The organism is Lacihabitans sp. CCS-44 (genome assembly GCF_024343735.1).
Taxonomy (GTDB): domain Bacteria; phylum Bacteroidota; class Bacteroidia; order Cytophagales; family Spirosomataceae; genus Leadbetterella.
On the sequence record NZ_RJUE01000066.1, the window covers coordinates 210451 to 230452 of the forward strand.

13 protein-coding genes are annotated in these 20002 nt (G+C 37.0%); 11 read left to right on the top strand and 2 right to left on the bottom strand.

Annotated features, from left to right (window positions below):
• Nucleotides 1–40 precede the first annotated feature (40 nt).
• From EGI26_RS20890 to EGI26_RS20920, 7 genes are all read left to right on the top strand, one after another.
• On the top strand, nt 41–568 hold the full coding sequence (locus tag EGI26_RS20890; protein ID WP_255081023.1) for a hypothetical protein: 528 nt from the start codon (nt 41–43) through the stop codon (nt 566–568).
• A gap of 151 nt (nt 569–719) precedes the next feature.
• Nucleotides 720–2303: a papain-like cysteine protease family protein gene (locus EGI26_RS20895; RefSeq protein WP_255081024.1), complete on the top strand. Its 1584-nt coding sequence runs from the start codon at nt 720–722 to the stop codon at nt 2301–2303.
• Between the two features lie 180 nt (nt 2304–2483).
• Nucleotides 2484–4190 (top strand): hypothetical protein, encoded by a 1707-nt coding sequence (locus EGI26_RS20900; protein ID WP_255081025.1) that lies wholly within the window; start codon nt 2484–2486, stop codon nt 4188–4190.
• Between the two features lie 21 nt (nt 4191–4211).
• A complete protein-coding gene (locus EGI26_RS20905) occupies nt 4212–7235 on the top strand; it encodes a hypothetical protein (protein ID WP_255081026.1) in 3024 nt (1007 codons plus the stop codon).
• Nucleotides 7236–7298: 63 nt separating this feature from the next.
• Complete coding sequence (locus EGI26_RS20910) at nt 7299–9068, top strand: hypothetical protein (RefSeq protein ID WP_255081027.1); 1770 nt, start codon at nt 7299–7301, stop codon at nt 9066–9068.
• A gap of 13 nt (nt 9069–9081) precedes the next feature.
• Nucleotides 9082–9981 carry a hypothetical protein gene (locus tag EGI26_RS20915; protein ID WP_255081028.1) on the top strand — a complete coding sequence of 300 codons (900 nt, stop codon included), beginning with the start codon at nt 9082–9084 and terminating at the stop codon, nt 9979–9981.
• Between the two features lie 10 nt (nt 9982–9991).
• Nucleotides 9992–11551, top strand: a complete 1560-nt coding sequence (locus EGI26_RS20920) for an OmpA family protein (protein WP_255081029.1) — start codon at nt 9992–9994, stop codon at nt 11549–11551.
• A 131-nt stretch (nt 11552–11682) separates the two neighbouring features.
• Here EGI26_RS20920 and EGI26_RS20925 read toward each other — a convergent pair whose 3' ends face one another.
• Both EGI26_RS20925 and EGI26_RS20930 read right to left on the bottom strand, forming a co-directional pair.
• Nucleotides 11683–12573, bottom strand: coding sequence for a DUF6999 family protein (locus EGI26_RS20925; protein WP_255081030.1), 891 nt, complete (start codon nt 12571–12573; stop codon nt 11683–11685).
• Nucleotides 12574–12581: 8 nt separating this feature from the next.
• Nucleotides 12582–14432, bottom strand: a complete 1851-nt coding sequence (locus tag EGI26_RS20930; protein ID WP_255081031.1) for a beta-ketoacyl-ACP synthase III — start codon at nt 14430–14432, stop codon at nt 12582–12584.
• A gap of 452 nt (nt 14433–14884) precedes the next feature.
• Here EGI26_RS20930 and EGI26_RS20935 point away from each other — a divergent pair, with 452 nt between their 5' ends.
• From EGI26_RS20935 to EGI26_RS20950, 4 genes are all read left to right on the top strand, one after another.
• Nucleotides 14885–15196 (top strand): LytTR family DNA-binding domain-containing protein, encoded by a 312-nt coding sequence (locus EGI26_RS20935; protein ID WP_255081032.1) that lies wholly within the window; start codon nt 14885–14887, stop codon nt 15194–15196.
• A gap of 4 nt (nt 15197–15200) precedes the next feature.
• Nucleotides 15201–16244 carry a hypothetical protein gene (locus tag EGI26_RS20940; protein WP_255081033.1) on the top strand — a complete coding sequence of 348 codons (1044 nt, stop codon included), beginning with the start codon at nt 15201–15203 and terminating at the stop codon, nt 16242–16244.
• Nucleotides 16245–16458: 214 nt separating this feature from the next.
• Nucleotides 16459–19161: a metallophosphoesterase gene (locus tag EGI26_RS20945; protein ID WP_255081034.1), complete on the top strand. Its 2703-nt coding sequence runs from the start codon at nt 16459–16461 to the stop codon at nt 19159–19161.
• A gap of 202 nt (nt 19162–19363) precedes the next feature.
• Complete coding sequence (locus EGI26_RS20950) at nt 19364–19873, top strand: hypothetical protein (RefSeq protein WP_255081035.1); 510 nt, start codon at nt 19364–19366, stop codon at nt 19871–19873.
• The last annotated feature ends 129 nt before the right edge of the window (nt 19874–20002 follow it).

Below are 20002 nucleotides of genomic sequence, written 5' to 3' on the forward strand. Positions count from 1 at the left end.
TTTCTTTATTAATATAATTTGTAAACTTAAAATAAATTCGATGAAAACAAAAATGATTCTTTTTTCAATCCTTGCAGGTGTTTCTCTGTTATTCTCTTGCAAAAAAAACGAAACCCATGAGTCTGAAGATGTGAATTTTGCTCACCAAGCAAAATTGGATAGTCTGATTAATGGGACAAAAAATTTAGGTTCGAAAGACCTAAATGAAGCTTTAATTAGACAATTGCAATATCAAAAGAAAATGAAACTGAGTGATAATTTTGGTGTTGTAATACCAAAAAGAATTTTGACTGAATCTATAAATGGGTTCTCAGAAATGGGAATTAATATACCTAAAGACACTTCAAATTACAGCATGTGGGATTTTCTAGTTGTATATTCGGGTTTAGCATTAAATGGGTCAAACGAGGAAAAATTAGAACCCGTAGTATTTTTCTACAAGGGTGGTTTAGACGCCTCGGGGTCATTTGTACCGGTAGGAAATCCAATTTCGGGAATAAAATTTTCTGGTGGCGGTGGTGGCGATGGTGTTTTGCCTAGGCCAACACCTCCTCCAACAGTACCTTGATAAAACCTAATTTTTCAAAAATATTGGAAGTACCCATCTCAAAAAGATGGGTGCTTTTTGAGTTTAATAATGGTTGGTTTTTAGGAGACTTTTACAAAAAATATTTTTCTTTGTAAGACTAACTAAAACTTTCTATTCTAATTATTTAACAATGCATTCTAAAATACTTTGGTCATTTATTTTCCTTGGAGTTTTCCTAGTAGATGGTTTTGCCCAAAAAATAGAGACTGACTTGCCAAATACTAAACCAAAGACAAATCCTGCTTCCTATTATAGCATAAAAACTCCCTTAATCCCTCAAAAAGGAAATTTCTCTTGTTGGGCGGCAACCTTACAGATGCTGGACTCCAAAAACAGCGGGGGTAATAACAAAGAAAATACCGCACCTATCCGTACTGATTCGCTCTCAAAATATTTAAATTCTTACAAGTCAGATAGATATGCCAGGGTGAGTGACCCAGGTTGGGGGAAAATTAAGGAGCATTTGGCTGCAAACAAAGGCTTGGTTACATACAAGTATTTTAACGAAAAGTTCGCCCATGTGTTTCTCGTTAGAGGGTTTCAAGAGGCGGACGATACACAATGGCTCATCGTAAATGACCCTTGGCCTGTAGGTAAGGCAAAAATAACAGCTTTGGCTTTTAATCAGTTCATAAGACCATTCAACGGCAACCAAGAGTATGTGGCCATGAATTATTCGGCATCCTCTAAAAGCACAAGTTTGAAGTCAGAGCCTGTGTTTAATATATTCTCCAGTTCAAGTTTAAAAGAAACTTTACCGGTAATATATTCGCCTCCATTGGTAAAAGTGGATCCCAAAAAATTCAAGAACATTAGGTCAAAAGACATAGAAAATCTCATTAGTTTACAAATTGAACTTTTCAAGAGCTTTGACCCGAATCTATACCAAGAAATGAAGATTGAGTACAATCCTGCCAAGGATGCTCTGAGCAAAGACATGAATTCGTTGTTGACTTTGAATCAGTTTACCAATACCGTTTCTTTCTTGAAGTACGACCTCAAAGCCTCCGCCAAAAGCGATTATATCTTTGACGGACTCAAACTAGCTTTTATAAACGCCAACAAAAACCGTAAACCAGTCATTAACATAACCGTCGAATACGAACCAAAGTCATCAAATCCTTATTTGTACGTGTCGAGGTTTGAGAAATACAGCACATCTGAAAGGGCAGAATGGGATAAAATTGAAAAGGACTTTAGAGTTGCATTGAATAATCCATCTATTAAGACCATATTGAATGGTTCAATAACTAATGATAAAAAGTCTAGCGTTAACAAACACGGGCCTTGGTTTGAGGATGACTTACAAGACGACGATGAAGTTTTTGAGATTGAGGATATTTCTATTTTACCCTTGTTTGGAGGTATGGTGTACAGTTTCACTTGGCCTCCTTTTGATGAGAAAATAGTGGCCGACCCGCACAGGCAATTAAAAATGGGACACAAAGCTATTTTTATATCAAATAGTGGTACACCTTATTATCGCCTAAGCGAAGCTGAAATTCCTGAATGGGGTGAAATAGTGGAAAAAGAAATAAAAATTGAGGCTGAATGGCTTGGAGTTAACCGTTTAAAAAATGATTTGGATAGTAGACAAGAGGAAATAGAAAAGCTAAAGGACAGAGCCAATCAAAAAAAAGATACTCCAGTACCCCCCAGAGGTTCCAGCGGTAATAAATTAGACAAACCTAATTCTGATGAGAAAATCAGGTAATGCCCTTTATCCGTAGTATCAATCCTAATTTTTTGTTATTAATGAAAGCATCTCTGTCACTACTATTAGTGATTTTTTGAGAAAAATGCAGTGTTTAATTTTGAGGAATTAATATCAATTGACATATTTTCTGGCCGACTAAATTGCGAGAAAACATGGATAAAATCAAAATTAGCACTTATGAAAAATTTCCTGTTTTTATTTTTAACTCTTTATTGTGCATTTGCATTTGGTCAAAACCAAGGAGCATCAATAACAATAAACCTACCGAATAAGCCTTCGGCCAATACTGCAGATTGGACAAAAAGCACCCCGCCAGTTACGATAATCCTTCAGGGCAAAGGACCTGTTTCTCAGGAAAAGAACCCGAAAGAATTTCGCGTTTTTGCTTCAATTAAAATTGGAGACCAGACTGTTTGCGGTAAATTTAATTCGAAAAATGCACCTAGTTTTGAACTTACAACACCTGTAAAAACTTGGAGTGGAGCATCGGCACTTGGCCTTTTAGGAGACGATTGTGTCCTAAAACCGGGCCAATACCAATTTTGTGTTCAAGTTTTTAATATTGATGGAAGACAGGTGGCCGAATCCTGCAAGCCTTTTACAATAGAAGAGGTTAAACAAGTTAGTTACACAGCACCCAATTTGGTTTTCCCGGCTGACGGAAAAACTTTAACCCAAGCTGAAGAAAATCAAGCTATTAATTTTCGTTGGACACCTATATTGCCCAAACCCAATTCTACAGTAAAATACAGAGTAGTTGTTTTTGATGTTTTAAAAGGTCAAACTTTAAGCGATGCCCGCAAAAGAGGGGAAGTGTTATTTGAAAAAGAAATTGAAAACCAAACCCAAATGCGATTAGGTGGACCAAGATGGGTTCCTAGAGATCCGCCAGTTAATTCAGATCAACCAAACTTTGGTTGGTATGTAGAGGCTAGAGAATTAGATGGTAAAGTGTTGGCTATTAGTGAGACTGCGGGGTTTAAGATTATTATTGATGACCCTTCGCAAGGTTGTTTCGAAATAGATACATCTAGTTATAAAATAGAATGTAAAGGTTTTGATTTAGCAGGAAAACCAATTTACCATATTTCAAACTTGATACTAAAAAATATAGGGACAAATAATGGAAAAACCGGGTTAAATGGATTTTTCCCTACACAATCCTATATAACTCCTTTTGGTTTTACTGTTTCTAATCTAACCCCCGCACCTCAAGCGAGCATACTAACTAGTGGAAGTGTTTCTATAGGTTTTGATATAAATGGAAGTACTGCGAGTAGTGTTTCCTTTAATGTAAATAGTACTATTCCACACCCAACCAATCCTTCATTGTTTTGTGATAAAATAATAGGGGTGACTCTAGACCTGCCGTTGTGTTACTGTAAAGACTGTGAAAATGTTAAAATAATAGATGCAAAACCAATCATCAATACAGCAACTTTAGCAAACCCTTCCACTGCCTCCTTTAATTTAACTGGAAATGTAACTGCAGGGCCAAATCCAATTTATGGTTTTGAAGTACAATTAGAATCATTGACTTTTAGTTCAAATCCTGGTGAATGTTCAGATGGAATATCACTGGTCTCAAATTCAGGGGTAATTACCAATCCTTTGGTTTCTGGAACTAGTACTTCAATTTTTCAATACAGTACCACTCCAGGGTTATCTTCACTTAGCAAAGCTTTTAAATGGAAACCAAGTTCACCTACAAATGCGGCTTCGGGAATTCCATTTTCTTTTAATATGAATGTTCCACCTAAACCAGCGTGGGCCATCCAACAAAACTGCTGCACTGTTGCTTACAAGGCTTGCTTCAAAGTAATAGTAGAATACGCACCATGTAAATATTGTACCTATTTCATGTGTAAAGAATTTAAATACTAATTAATTTTTAAAGCAAAAACAATGAAAAATATAAAAATAGTTTTTAACCTAATCTTAATTCTGTTGGCATTTCAGCAAAGTATATTTGGACAAAATGGTCAAAAAGCAGAATGTAATCTTGGTTCATCAAAGGCCTATGCTGCTCTATCTGAGCTATCCGTAAAAAGTGGTAAAGGGTTTACTCTCGCTCTTTCTGTTCCTGCAGGCGGATGTAGTTATGATATCACCATCGAAACAGGTCAAAATTTAGAACATATACCTACCACCAGTTATCCGCATCCTTTGACCCAAACATCTACAAGTCCTCCAAAATACACAGTTCATTTGGGTGCTGCATCGATGCAAAATATTGATCAAACCTTTAGATTCAAGCCTGGTGAAACCTGTAATGGAGAAAAAGGAACTTTTAAAGTAAAATACAAAAGAACTTGTGGTACTGTTATAGACAGTTGTGAAACCACTTTAAGCATTGTGGCGGTTGCTCAAAACTATTGGACAGTTTCTAAAACTCATGTTTGGGGTGACTTACGAGGAGGAACTCAGATTTGGAAAGTAACGTTAGCTCAAGCTGCTCACCCATTTGGCGAAGGTGATTTAAACATATACTCTGGAACCATCAAAGATATGATTACACCAGGGCCAACAACAATAATAACTGGAGTAAGTACTACAGCCAGCGGTATAGGGACTAATACTGCAACATGGAATACCGGTACTATTAGTTCTTACACTTCGCAGGTTAATTATTATGTGCATACTACTTCATGTGAACCTCTAAATTCTACTATTACCAACTGTTTAGATTATAATTTTTGTTTAGGTAAACCGGTAAGTTTAATTACTGACACTGAATTAACAGAATTAAGTCCAAATAAAGTTTCAGAGAAAAATGCAAAAAAAGTACCTGGAATTGGAACACCGATTGACCCTCTTCCAAAAACATGTTGTGATAGAATTTCTGGTAAAGAATGTGCCTCGGTGGTACTTAAAGGTCAAAATATGGTAACTGCCCCATTGGCCAAATCACATTTATTTAGCTCTACCACAAATTATACAACTGGGTGTGGTGGTATTTATAGAATTACAATTTCAAATAATGGCAATGTCCCCATCGGTAATTTAAATTTAACGGATTTAATGCCAGCAGGAATTAACCCTACCAAAATCACTATCTCAGGTACTGCAGGTTTGAATTATAATTTAAGCTTAACTGGTGGCGGTGGTCCATTTATAGGCAATACGGGTAGTTCTACTCAGTATTTAGGTAGTTTCTCTGGTTTAAATTTCCAGACTACATCGGGGAGTTTAACTAATGATTATATTTATTTGGATATCGAATTTACAATTACTGGAGCCCCTGGCACTACGGTTAAAAACTGTGCTAAGCTCACTTTTGATGGCATCTTTAATGGTTCAGCCACAATTTGTGGTTTGCCTATACCACCAATAACTGGTAACAATGTAACTGCCTGTGACGAATTTGTGATTGAACAACCTCGAGCTATTCCATTATTAAGAAAATGTGTGATAGGTACTGGCTCACATATTATTGGAGACAATATTAAATTTAGAATTTTAGTAGCAAACCATGGCTCAGCAAATTTTTCGGGCAACTTAAATGATTTATTATCTTCACCTCAAAGCCTAGAATTGGTTGGAAGTCCAACTTATCAATGGGGCATTGGTAATTATAATCCATATTCGAATGGTTATTTAGATTGTAACGCTTCAGTTCCAAATACAGGTATGCCAACATGGGTAACACCTAATCTTGCTGATTTAAGTAATCCAAAATGGGCCATAAACAATATGCCAGGAGATTGTAATCTATATAGTGCAAATTATTTGATTATCGAATTTGAAGCAAAAGTTAAACCACAGACCTATGGGCCTTACTATAACGAAGCAAAACTTGTAAGTTCAACAGGCACATTAAATGCTCAAGCTGGTTACAACATTATAGCATTAGGGAATATCACTCCAACTAAACTAGTAAATAGTGCACCCGGAAATGCTTTTGCCTCCTCTTCTGCATTTGTTGACCCAGGAAATCCATTTCAGTTTTCACTTAGATTCATGAATACTGGCTCGGTAAATTTGAAAAATTTGAAAATAACTGATATGATGCCAACATGTGTTACTGTTGGTACGATATTTTCGATTAAAAAATATTTATCTGGTAGTGTCACTGGGACAAGTGTTACTGGCACAACTCCTAGTATTGGAACTAGTTTTGGAACTGCAATAGCATTCTCTTCGAGTTTCGTTTTGAGTCCGGGTGATTTTGTGGAGGTTATTGTTAATGTTACAGCGAAGCCTAATTATGTAGGTGAATGTTGCAACCCTGGTTTTAAAATAGATGCCGATAATACTCTTTCAGGAATTCATTTAGAAAATTATTCTGGACCTGCATGTATTAAGCCATTAAATTGTTGCTCTATTCCACAGTCATCGTTCAGTATATCACCTAAACCCTCAAATTCAAATGATTGGCTTAATCTAAATGTTAATATTACAGCTGGGCCTATTCCGATACAAGAGGTTACAATTGCTCTAGTTGACTATCATGTAATTTATAATTTTGAAGAGTGTAAACCATTAAAAATAGGTAATGGGGTTAGTAATATTCAAAGTATTAGCGGTGGGTTGCCATTCAATATAGGAGGTAGTACTGGCTTATTACAAGCTATGGCATTGCAAAATCCAAATAATATCAGAAATCAAATTAGTTGGAATTTAGGTCAACCTACGTCGTTTAATCTAACTAAAAGTATTCCATTATCTATAATGAGGCCTGATTTATTAAATATTCCGTGTTGTAATGGAGAGTTCTATTATTGCCTAAAAATTACGATAAAAGATGCTAATTGTAATGTTTGTGAAAAACTTATTTGTTCAAAGGCACCATTATACAAACCCATTTCATTACCAGATAATATTGGAATTCAAAATCGTCTGATGATGCCAACACAAAAAAGTGTCAACGAAAAATCGGAAATTTGTGAAAATTGCATTGAAAAGGAATCATTTCAAGATAAAAATTAGATAATTAATTTAAACCAGAATCCAGATTTCTTTGGATTCTGGTTCAATTAATAAATAAATCGTATGAAAAAATCTATCATTTTTTTATTATTTATATTTGAGTATGCAACAGCTCAAAACCCATCCCCTCCAAAACTCACCATAAAAGGCACAGCTGGCCTAACCTACGACGGCTATGGCTTAACAGTAAATCCAAAAACACCAAGTTTTTACCCTGCTCGCAGGCCTTGGAACTTGGTGAGGTTTAATTTTCAGCCAGTTATTACTTATGGCAATTTTAAGATGCCCATGAATTTTAGCTTCAGCCCCATGCGTACCAACTTCGGCAGTGCTCCTTTCGGCTTTGGTAATCTACCGGGCTTCCCGAAGCAGACTGTGAAACAATGGCTTACTAACCCAATAAACAGCATCGGGTTTAATCCTACTTATAAATGGGCGGAGGTGATGTTAGGTACACAATATCTCAAGTTTAGCGATTTGAGTACTGGAGACATCGGGGCATTTGGCTATGGGTTTTATCTAAAACCTGGGAAATTTAGAATTGGCTATTTTGAAGGTGTTAGTCAGCAAGCTTTTCAGACTGTCACGGGTTTGGCTTCTTCAAGCGGAATCGTAGATTTCCCGGGGGTTTATAAGCGTAAAATACGGATGGCACAGTTGGGAGTAGGCAAAGAAGATGTATATTTTGCCGGTTTCAATCTGGTAAAAGGCAAAGACAATTTCAATAGTATTCTAAACCCAATTATTATCCCAACCAATCGAGCCACCACACCAGATGCTGCCGATAATTTCATTCTGAGCTTTAGCAATAATTTCAAAACAAAAATGGGCTGGTATGGGAAATCCGAAATAGCCACCACCATAAGCGATCGAAATACTCAAGCCCCTGGACCAAGCACGCTGGTTCCTGACTTTCTGCCGTTTATAAGAACCAACAGCAGTAGTTTTCGAGACCATGCCATGTTTGCCATTATTGGCAAAAAAACAAAAAGTTGGGATCTGGGAGCAAGCATAAAATGGCTCGGAGTAGGATATAATACGATGGGATATCCATTTGCTCAAAATGATAGGCTTGATTATACAGTAAATAGCAAATTCAATGCATTTAAGAATACTACAAATGTGGTAGCCAGCCTAGGGCAGCGATTTGGAAACTGGAGTGTTCCAGGTTCCAGAACGAAGCAGATATTAGCAAATATCAATGTATTTTCTCAAATTAATGAAAAGCTTAGCCTAAACACCAGTTACAACAATTTTGGTTTTCAAACCCCAGGATTATTAGGAATTAAAAACATTGGAAATGACCTCAACATTAGTCCTAATTATATTTGGACCACCATGAAAATGAGTAACCTTTTGAATCTTAGCTATAATTGGAGTAAGTATGCAGAGACTGTTCCAATTAACATAACCACAACCAATAATACACACACCGCAATGTTGTTATATGCTCCAACATTCTTTAATAAACCCAACTTAAGTCCTGATTTCTCAGTGATGTTTTTTACAAACAAATCTTCGATACCTTCCACAATGAACTTAATATCAACTACTACAGGATTAGGGCTGAGTTTGCCAAAACAAAAAATCAATTTGAAAGGCCAACTTATTTACACAAATACGTCCATCAATACTTCTAGCCCGAGTAACTCAATATTGGCAACTTTGGGTATTGATTATAAAATAAATAAACGGCTAAAATGGAATACAAATATGACAGGTACTTTCTTTAAATTTGGTGATGAACTGACACCGCCGCCTGCTTTGTTAGGAGCTCACTATTTAGAGAGTACTTTAAGGACATCGTTACAGTATAAATTCGGAAAAGAATAAAATTCTTAGTGAAATGAAACATTCAAAATATATAATACTTCTTACTCTTCTAATAGTATCTCATCTGAAAGGATTAGGTCAAATTCAAGCCAATTTGATATTGAATAGTAATCCACCATCTTATTTGAGCGACTGGGGCAATGGCCGAGCCGGACAGTTATTGATAACTGCTGGAGGTGCAGCACAAGTAGACTTAATCGGAATTAAGATACGGACTAGTATTTTTGATAGTAATAAAGATTTGGTTTGTAAAAGCAATATCAATTCTGCCCAAACGATTGCATTAAATCGTGGACAAAACACAATTCGAATGGACAGGGTACTTCAACTAGAAAACCAACAGTTTACGGCGTTGGCCAACAATTTGGCCCGAAGTGGAAAATTATCCCCCGGCATTTATACCTTTTCAGTAGAGATTTTTGACGCCAATACTGGAAGGCAGATTGTAAATACAATTGAAAGGGTATTCAATCAGATAAATTACGTTTTGCCCTATTTATTGAGTCCTGTTGATAAATCTTGGCTTGATGCCAACACTGCTCAGAGTGCCATTACTTTCCGGTGGTCAAGTTTGGTGCCACTTTCACAGGAGAAAACCACCTACCGACTTCAAGTATTTGAGATACTTAACAATCAAACTCCAATGCAAGCTTTAAGAAGCAACCAACCAATATTAGATACTTATGTTGATAGAACCACACAATACATTTGGCGGCCAAATATGAATATTAAAAACTCCATGTATAATACTTTCATTTGGACTGTTCAAACATTGGATTACAGAGGCGAGCCAGTGAACGTTCAGGACCAAAATAGTCAAGGCAGAAGCGAACCCAGAGTGTTCGGCATCTGCGGCGAAGCAGGTGCTGATAAAACCAAATGTGGTGAAGGTTACAATTGGCAATTTAATTAAAGATCAGGCAATGAAAAAAATAATATGTTTAATATCAATACTCTTGATTTATGGGTCGGTTATGGCTCAAAAAGACTCTCTCGTTAAACCTCCAACATTAGGTGTTCACTTTTTCTATAATGATTTCCAAACGCCGTACAATATCAATACAAATAGCCTAGGTTATGTTTTAAAGAATAATCTTTGGAACAAACCACTTAAAATGCAAGGTGGTTTTGGGATAGATTATACCCATGGACTAACAAAAAAAATTAATTTAAATGGAAACCTAAATACTAGCTGGGTGAACTATTTATTACCCGGCAGTATTCCATTTGGTAGTAACAACTTATTGCTAGATTTAAATGCTGGTGCGAACTTGAAACTGCTAACAGACCAGCATATAGTGGTGCCTTACATTAGTGGCAAAGTTGGTTTTTCGAAATATAAAAACCTAAGTGGAGTAAATATTATTCCAGGTGTAGGTTTTCAAATAAATGCATTCAATGAAGCCTTTATCAATACTTCGTTCGAATATCGTACACCAATAGGTAATAACCTGTCACCGCAATTATTTTATAGTATTGGCATTAGTACTGGTATTTCAAAGAAAAAAACTCCGAAGCCATTGGTAGCAAAAGTACCGGAGCCAATAAAGCCAAAAGAACCGGAAAAGCTAGCAGAAGTTGTTAAGCCGATAACTAAAACCATTGCCGTTATTGTTAACGACGAGGCCACGGAACAGCCCTTGGAGTATGTAGAGGTAACACTAAAAAGTGCCGATGGAAACATTTTCACAGCACTGACAAATGGCGATGGCAAAGCTGAGTTTAAAGACATTGAAACAAACAATTACGAGGTTTTAGGTAGATTAAATAAAATAAATGCGACTTCGGAAAATCTTAGCAAAGAAGACTTCAACACCAAGGGAAATCAGATTCAAGTAAAACTATCGCACAATGACCCGAGGTTTACATTAGTCGGAAATACCATTGACAAGTCGAACAATAAGCCTGTTGGAAATACCATAGTGACAGTTTCAAACAACACCCAGAGTAGTACGGCCTTTGTAACTAGTAGAGAGAGCGATGGTGAATTTAGATCACAGTTAGAATCAGGCAGTGACTTTGTGATTGTAGGAAAAAAAGCAAGCTATATCTCAAATATTGAAAACTTGAGTACCAAAGGATTAAACAGAAGTGCTACACTATATGTAAAACTTCAACTCGGAATTGAAGAAGCAAAAGAAGGGAAAACAATAGTTTTAAACAAAATATTCTTTGCCACTGCGAAGTCAGAGCTTAATACTGCCACCTCACAAGATTTGCAGAAACTTATTCAATTCATGGTGGACAATCCTGAGACAAAATTAGAGATTCAGGGACATACAGACAATGTTGGAAATCTCGCCTCGAATATTAAGTTGAGTCAAAACAGAGCCAATAGTGTAGTAAATTATCTCAATTCAAACGGTATTGACAAAAATAGATTAATTGCAGTAGGATATGGTCCAAACAAGCCCATTGCCACCAATGCAACCCCTGAGGGCAAAGCCCAAAACCGAAGAGTGGAAATGAAGGTGATTAAATAGTCAACATATTCAGCAGACTAAGCCCAGAAGAACCTTGTTTCTTTCTGGGCTGCTAGGTTTGGCAAAATCATAAATGCTGTTTTTTAAAGGGAAAAAGCATTAAAAACTGGAATTGTAAATGGCAACAAAACTCAGGCAGGAGTCATAATGCCATCATGAGATATATTTTTCTTGATGTTTACTAATATTTCATGTAAAGTTTCAGCGGCTAAACCATGCAAAACCAATCGATAAGCCGCACTGAAAGTAGTGCTTGGGATCATGGGGTGTTTGTTGTTTACAAGGCCCAGATGCCCCGGAGTTCCTAATATTTGAGAAACATAAATAGAAATGGTCTCGTCGAGTTGTAATGAATTCGAGGCTCGCACAAAGTCGTTGGCCGTTAAGAATAGCTGATAGAATGGTGTGAAAAGTTCAATAGCCGAGCGGAGGTCAAGGATATTCGTCCAGGAGTTAGGGAAATCTATATGATTGAAGCCATCCACAGTTATCATGTCTGTATTTAGCGTCTCTTTTTCCTTTATTACAATATTTTTTTCTCTTAGCTGGCTATTAAGTTTTATAATAAAGTTATACAGATTGAGGTCGTGTAATAGGAATAAGTCGCCTTTGACATCCTCAAAATCATAAGGTTTGAGAGGGCTTAAAGTAATATCGACATCTTGAATATTTCCAGCTATAAATTGTAGAATTTCACTGCCGACATGAAAATGTCTAAATATCAACAGGTTGGCGTCGGGGCTGACAAAACGCTTAAGACCCCAAGATAATATCCGATGAAGTACCTTTGACGAATTGAACAAATTGGGCAAGAAAAACTTTAGAATATGGATAAAAAACATGGCTACCTTGGATATAAACCAAATAAATGGCAATAAATAACGTGCCGACTTAGAGTCATTGTCACGCATGAGTGCTTGCTTGGTTTTTTCATACATAGGTATGCTACTGTCTAAATATAAAGCCAACCATGGGTTAGGGTCTCTAGAGTCATGCTTTGATATGTCTAAGTTATTTTGCATAATATGTTTTAATAATTGCCTAATTCTTCTAATTGTAATTTATATAAAAAAGCAGTTGTTTTTGCTGTTTTCACTATTTTTTTTGCTACTTCCATATCCATAGCCGGGTGATTTAGTGCCTGCTCGAGGTTATGGAAATGGTTTTCGTCGGCCATGCCATGATACGTAAAAAAAGACACTTGATCTTCTTTTAAATGTAATTGGTCTTGTATAAGATTGCCCCAAAATGCCGCTAAACGCTTGCCTATGCCTTCAATGATAAACATGGCTCCAAGTAGATCAATCGGATTGTTTTTGCTGGCTTGTTGAAACATGAATGAACTCAATGCCAAGCTACCAATGTTTTTTTCTTGTGTCTGTATTTTTTCTAAGGACTCTCCTAATGCCACAAAGTTTCGTTCAAGCATTTGGTAATCTTTATGCTCAGCAGCGGTGTGTCTAATAAAAGCTGACCTGAGTTCAAACAAATCTATATCTATGTTTGAGGCAGCTCTAGAAATCCACTGGGAACCATCAATTACTTGTTGTCTTAAATCATGCAAAAGCAACTTATAGTCATTAATATGAAGTGTACCAGCATGTATTTTTTCTACAATGGGTACTTTAAGAAGTTTACATTCAAAGTCAATCCAAATTTGGGTCAGTTGACGAACAAGCCACTCCGAAGTAGGATTTTGGTTAACTACCAATTCGGGAGCTTCGATTTTACGAAGTTCATATTTTGGTTTTTCAACATTATCATTCCCAACAACCGTCAGTTTAATAAATGAAGTTATGAAACGTCCACTCTCTGGCACCATACACAATATAGTTTGCCCATTTTTGAGTTTTCCAGAATACATAAGTTCCTCAAGCATAATAAATATAGATGCTGCACCAGTATTGCCTTTGTAATGAAGATTGGTGAACCATTTTTGCTCGGGTATATTTGCACCGCCTTTTAGCAACAGTTCTTTAATAGGCTCTTTGAAAAACTCAGACGAATAATGACAACAAAACCAGTCTATTTCAGAGGTTTGAATCATTTTTTTGTCGATTAACTCAAAAAAATGGCTGACGCCTTTCTTAACTAGGTTGTCTAAAATCCGAATGTCTTGTTTAAGATTTAATGCTCCAGCTTTAGAGGCCGATTCATAGTCAGGGTAATCGAGCCATGTTTTTTCTGTCTCGTTTTTGTTGTCTATTTTGCCAGTGTACATACAAACAGGAAACTCCGCGGCGTTTGATTGTAAATCCACCCATTCTACTTTTAGTGATATACTATCCGTGTTTTTTTTGTTTTGGAGTACCATAGCACCTGCACCATCAGAGAGCATCCATCGTAAAAATTCAGTATCAAACGGCAACGATGTAAGGTTTTGTGCTTCAAAGCGGCTTGCTTTAAATAAGCGACTCGAAAACTCGCTCCCTACAACTATAGCATTGGTTTTGTCATTGCTTTTTATTTGTAAAAACGCATTTTTAAGTGCCATCACTCCGCTGGCACAAACGCTTTGAAAGCTGGCAATTTCGCATTTGGGGTAATTTAAAGCCGCATGAATCATACTTGCAAAACCCGGAACAGGCAAATCTGCTTGCGTAGTACCGCTGGCTATCATTTCTACTTCTTGTGCACGCAAATTGCTTTTTTTTATTGCCTCTTTTATGGCATTTGTGGCCATTTCGGTATTGGAGTGGGTACTTTCTTGGTTTCTGTCTAAGGCAAAATACCTCTGTTTTATTCCATTCTGTTTTAGAATCCGCTCCTTAATTTTTGACGATTTCGTATCGATTCTGCCCAAATAATCTTCAATTTCGGAATTTTCAATAGGCTTATTGGGCAAAAAAACACCCATACTGGTTATAAAAACGTCATTCATGGTTTTAAAAATTCGTTAATTGTTAAAAGTCTCGTAGAATCTTTTTGTAGAGAATTGCATATGTTGGAAATGGAGAATAACCTTTGAAATTGAGCCACATACATCTGGTTTTCAAAAGATTTCAATGTATAATTCTAGCTCATTTTTTTTCGAAAAATTTAAATTTCCTACAAATGTACTTCGAAAGTTAACTCATTGAATAAAAAACATTTTCTGCTGTATAAGGGAGAGTAATTTGGCGTTTTACACAAACTTACCCTAGTAATATTAGAAAAACTTGTATTGAAAAAGTGAATTTGGGAATTGCTTTTCAATAAATCCACTAGGTAGTTTCAATGCTTCCAAATTATTGGAACCAATAATTATTCCTCCCTATAATTAGTGATACCGCCGAATAATAATCTTTCGGAGATTTGTAACGTAAACAAATTCAAACTTTTGCCGACAATATCATGGAAACACAAATACCTATAGGTGGCAGAAAAACTGTAAATCCTCAAGAGTTAATTAGTCTTAAAGGTGAGATTAATTACACTACTGTGAGTTTTCAAAACGGCAGACGAAAGGAAACCGTAGCCACCACACTCAAAAGAATCCAAGAACAACTGCAGCCTTTCCCAAACTTCTACAGAGTTACTAAATCCACCATCATAAACCTTGATTGCATAGAACGCATTAAAAACAACCAAATTTATTTGATAAATGGTGAAGTTATAGTGCCTTCACGCAGGAGAGCAAAGGATTTTTTTAATCTAATTAACTAAAAAAATGAAGCTTAAGCAACTGTTATTTCTTACATTATTTTTAGCTGCTATTCAGCAAATGAAAGCCCAAGTAATAATCAATGGAACTACTTTTCCTATTCTGGGAGCTGGTACGAGCAGTCCGTTTGATACAGGAATAAACTACTATGGATTCGATGCTGCGGTCGGTCTATTTGGAGGTGATGTTTACCTTTTTAGAAGGGATAACTATTGGTACATGGCTCAAAGGGGAATAGGTGTTATGGAGTCCGTAAATGTTTATTTGAGCCTTAGAACGGTTTTGCCCTATCCCACCAATTTTCCGCCAGATTGTGCACAATGGCAAAGCTATGGAACAAGTCCCGGAGTTTTATGGTCAGGTTATCCAACCTCATCTCCAACGGCTCCGGCAGGGTCTGTTCAAAACTTAAGCATCACTGGATCCACAGTTAGTGCTGGGCCTGGTACATCCACTGCCACCTTCCCAGAATATATTGATTTGTCGACTAAGTCAACCAATGATATTCTTTCATTTAGCAATAACCCAGGTCGCCTATTATACAATATGTGTGATAACGCCATTCAATACAATGATGGCTTGGCTTGGAAATCCGTTTGGCCAAACAAGTTGAATTATCCAATAAATCTAAATCAGGCACTTGAGTTTGGCAATACAAATACCCAAATAGTAGGTAGGAATCCAATGAGTTTGTTTAACCAAATCGCCTTCAAAACCGACAATAAGGATAGGCTAGTTTTAGAGAAAGACAATACAAGTAATTTCTCTACCATTAACCTAAAAAGTTCTTTTAGTGTACCTTATGTGTTAAAAACTACGAATTATACCATTTCGGAAGATGATCACATTGTGGTTTTTCAAGGTACAACTGCACAGACTTTTACCCTTCCTGCACCCAGTTCTACTAGGGGCAGGTTACTGATTATTGTAAACACTACCTCGCTAAATCTAAATCTTTCGCACAATGTGATAGGGTTGGGAACGGTGTTGTCACCCGGTCAGAGGGCAAGTATTTTGTCAATAAACACAGATTGGCTAAAGGTAAACTAGCGTATTTGAATATATTTGATTATTGAAATGTACTCACAATTAAGAATGTATAAATTGAACTTACAGATAGTTTAGTGAGGCAATTTTGGCAGTACATTTAATATTCTTGCAAAAAAGATATGTTTTGATAATTGATACTGATTTTTATCATAGTACTATAGTAAAAAAAAGCATAAATTGAGTCAGATTTTACATGTAATAAAATTCTAAATAAATGAAATCGATTAAACTCTTAGCCGTACTCTTTCTGCTTTCGAGTAGGTTTTTAGAGGCTCAAATGCCCTTTAATTATGGCAGCGGAGGGTGGAAATATTACATCAATAATGCTTCTCCACAGTCTCCGCCAAATTTTGGCATATATGACTGGAAATCTCCATCCTACAATACCACTGTTGACCCAGCTTGGCAAGTTTCGGCAAATGCACCTTTAGGCTATAATTATTCTACTTTAGGAACGGTAATAATTCCAGGTACCATCCCAGCCAACAAGCCATTGGTGAGTTATTATAGGCAGACAATTGTGGTGCCTTCTCTTTCGAGCTACACATCTTTGACTCTTAATTCAGTAAGAGATGATGGTATTGTTATTTATCTCAACGGAGTCGAGGTTTTTAGGGATAATATGCCTAGCGTATCATCTGTTCCAATACCATTGGCTACCACAGCAGCCTCGAACTGCGTTGGTTTGGTAGGCGGTTCATGTGCTATTACTGACGTAAATGCACCATCAGTCACCATTTCGGGCTCTACCCTCAGTAGTATTCTTGTTTTGCACCCAACCTTGAATAACTTGACAATTTCCGCAGAAATTCATCAATTTCCAAGTGTCGCTGGTTCTCCATTATTGACAAGCTCATCTGATTCCTTCTTCGATTTGAACATAACGGGTGTATTAGGTTCAGTTGCTCCCACCATCACCCGTGGGCCGTATTTGCAGTTAGCAAATGACGGAACTACAGCCAATAGTAGGCCATCTGAAACCACCAAGCAAATAAGATGGACTACAAACGTAGCTTCTGTGGGTGTTGTTAAGGTATGGAAATCAACCGATTTGGCAACTACGGCCTCTGTCTGGACAGGGGCTTCCAGCACTGACCATATAATTAATATTACTGGACTCAGCCCAAATGTAAAATACTTTTATGAAATAGGTGTAAACAACCCATCTTTTACGAGTTTAGAGGTTGGTCCCAATAATTATTTCTTAACCGGGCCAATTACAACCGCTGAGGTTACAGCCAAGAAAACGAGAATATGGGTGACAGGCGATGCTGGCTACAGCCAAAATGGTGACGTTGACTACTCAGGCTTGCCTTTTGCACCGTCATCCGCAAATTATAACGAGGTACAGGATTCAGTACTGACGGGATTCAATACTTGGATGACAGAAAATGGTAATCCCCAATTAGATTTTTGGATGTTACTCGGAGATAATGCCTATCTCAATGGAACGAGTACCGAGTATCAAAATTACTTTTTCAACCCTTTTCAGTCCTCAAAAATGATGAAACAAGCCACCATCTTTTCTTGTCCCGGAAATCACGACTATTACGAATCAAGGGGAAGTGGTTTGAAGAATTCTATTCGAAATGGCATTCCTTACAGCTATACCAATATCTATCCAAGCACAAGTTCAACCATAGATATTGTTGATGCAAACTCCAGAAATTATGCTTTTTTTGAAACTTTTCAAAACCTAGAAAAAGGGCAATCGGGTGGAGTTCCGTCAAATGCAAAAGGGTATTATTCGTTCAATTATGGGAATATCCATTTTGTTAGCTTAGATAGCTACGGCTCCGAGACCAATGTCAAACTTAGCGAAACATTAGCAAGTGCTCAAAAGACATGGCTCATGGCTGATTTAACAGCAAATGATGCCAATTCATTAATCAAATGGACAGTCATTATATTTCATCACCCACCTTACACCAAAGGATCTTATGATTCTGACACAAGAAGGGAATTGCTTGATTTAGCCAACAATCTGGTACCTGTTTTTGAAGCTCATAAGGTAGACTTGGTTCTCAATGGCCACAGTCATGTATATGAGCGTTCAAGACAATTAAAAAATCTGTTTGGCTCACCTGCATACCTGCCACATGCCAACTTTAATTCTTCAGTACATAATATAAATTCCTCTTCGGGAAAATTTGATGGTAGTTCTGACTCATGTCCTTATGTTTCTACCTCTTCCAACACGGCCTCAGTTAATGGAATAGTTTACGCTATTGTAGGTTCGTCTTCTACAGTTCAGTCGAGTTCTACAATTAGTAGCTTAGCTGGGCATAATGCAATGCCATACAAAGACTACCTCACAGGGGGGACAATGATTTTAGAAATTGAGAACAACCGACTCGATGCCAAATTTATTAATGAGCTCGGTAATGTTGGAGACAATTTCACTATCCTCAAAGACGTAAATACTGGCGTTCCAATAGTTAACAACATTCATCAAAACGAACTCCCTGCTGAGAGTCCAGCTCTACAAAAGATTCAAACACCGGCTTGGCCTGGAGTATCACAGTTTACGCTTACAAATCCTTCTGGTGTTACTTCTAGTCCTTTTGGTCCCGGAGTGGTAAATGTAACAACACCTGACATAGGTGCTTTGTATACTATCAAAGACCAGTTTGGGTGTCTAAGTCAAACCTATCGCTTCACTTTTAATGGCTCTTGCTGGGGAAATGTAACCGTAAACAATACATTTTATCCGACCGCAACTCCAGAGGTGGTCAGTTCGTCAGGCATTATCACTAGTACGAGTTTGATTAAAAACATGGCCAATGTTTCTTTTATATCCAAAGTGCATAATAACTTAGTAACCACCGGCACTGGCGTTCTATTTCAAGCAGAGCTAGGGGCAATTTTTAGCGACACCATAAATACAAGTATTTCATGCCCGCCGGGTGGCATGTAGAATTGCATTTGTTTAATATTTTTGCTTTTTTTACTTATTCGTCAGAGGTATCTGTTCAAATCTGTTACCTTTTTCGAATTTGATACAAAGTTTATTGTTGTTGGAATATAAAATTATCCTCAAAAAACTGTCGAAAAGCATTGAAAATGCGGCTTTGATTGGTTAGAATTGCATCATAATAAATCAAACCAATAGTTTTTATATGTACAAAATCAGCCGTATTTTCCTTTTTTTGCTTTCTACAATTTGCTTTTCTACTCAAGCTCAGTCTTTTACTAAAGGTACCAAAACCGTAAATTTAGGCCTTGGATTAGGTTACAGAGGTGTGGGAGTTTTAGGCTCTGTTGAGGTAGCTTTGGTAGATGATGTCAGTGTGGGTTTAGTTGGCGGTGTTACGCGTAGAAACTACGGCTATTATGGCTCCAACTGGGGCGTAAACTACATAGTAATAGGAGGTAGAGGCTCCTACCACTTTAATAAAATCTTGAAAGAATTTGATGTCTCGGTGGACAAACTCGACCCTTACTTGGGCATTACTGCTGGTTTCAGAGGGGTTACTTATGATAACAACTACGCTGGATACAACGGTGTAAATGCTGGACTCATGTATGGCGGCTATTTAGGAGCTAGATATCAGTTCAAAGACAAACTGGGTTTTATGGTAGAGCTTGGTGCCCCTTTTTCATCAGGAGGAATAACTTTTAAGTTTTAAAACCAAGCTTTTGCAAATTGGAATATTTTTTATTTCAGAGCCTATATTTACCTCTAAATAAAAAACCTATAGCATTTTTTTAGCTAAAATTTATTCGAACCTTGAATTCTTATTATATTGTGAAAAAAA

Excerpts from the sequence above, each read along its gene's own strand:
- EGI26_RS20935 (WP_255081032.1), top strand. The coding sequence starts at position 14,885 with ATGGAAACACAAATACCTATAGGTGGCAGAAAAACTGTAAATCCTCAA.
- EGI26_RS20890 (WP_255081023.1), top strand. The coding sequence starts at position 41 with ATGAAAACAAAAATGATTCTTTTTTCAATCCTTGCAGGTGTTTCTCTG.
- EGI26_RS20895 (WP_255081024.1), top strand. The coding sequence starts at position 720 with ATGCATTCTAAAATACTTTGGTCATTTATTTTCCTTGGAGTTTTCCTA.
- EGI26_RS20930 (WP_255081031.1), bottom strand. The coding sequence starts at position 14,432 with ATGAATGACGTTTTTATAACCAGTATGGGTGTTTTTTTGCCCAATAAG.
- EGI26_RS20900 (WP_255081025.1), top strand. The coding sequence starts at position 2,484 with ATGAAAAATTTCCTGTTTTTATTTTTAACTCTTTATTGTGCATTTGCA.
- EGI26_RS20945 (WP_255081034.1), top strand. The coding sequence starts at position 16,459 with ATGAAATCGATTAAACTCTTAGCCGTACTCTTTCTGCTTTCGAGTAGG.
- EGI26_RS20925 (WP_255081030.1), bottom strand. The coding sequence starts at position 12,573 with ATGCAAAATAACTTAGACATATCAAAGCATGACTCTAGAGACCCTAAC.
- EGI26_RS20910 (WP_255081027.1), top strand. The coding sequence starts at position 7,299 with ATGAAAAAATCTATCATTTTTTTATTATTTATATTTGAGTATGCAACA.
- EGI26_RS20920 (WP_255081029.1), top strand. The coding sequence starts at position 9,992 with ATGAAAAAAATAATATGTTTAATATCAATACTCTTGATTTATGGGTCG.
- EGI26_RS20915 (WP_255081028.1), top strand. The coding sequence starts at position 9,082 with ATGAAACATTCAAAATATATAATACTTCTTACTCTTCTAATAGTATCT.
- EGI26_RS20905 (WP_255081026.1), top strand. The coding sequence starts at position 4,212 with ATGAAAAATATAAAAATAGTTTTTAACCTAATCTTAATTCTGTTGGCA.
- EGI26_RS20950 (WP_255081035.1), top strand. The coding sequence starts at position 19,364 with ATGTACAAAATCAGCCGTATTTTCCTTTTTTTGCTTTCTACAATTTGC.
- EGI26_RS20940 (WP_255081033.1), top strand. The coding sequence starts at position 15,201 with ATGAAGCTTAAGCAACTGTTATTTCTTACATTATTTTTAGCTGCTATT.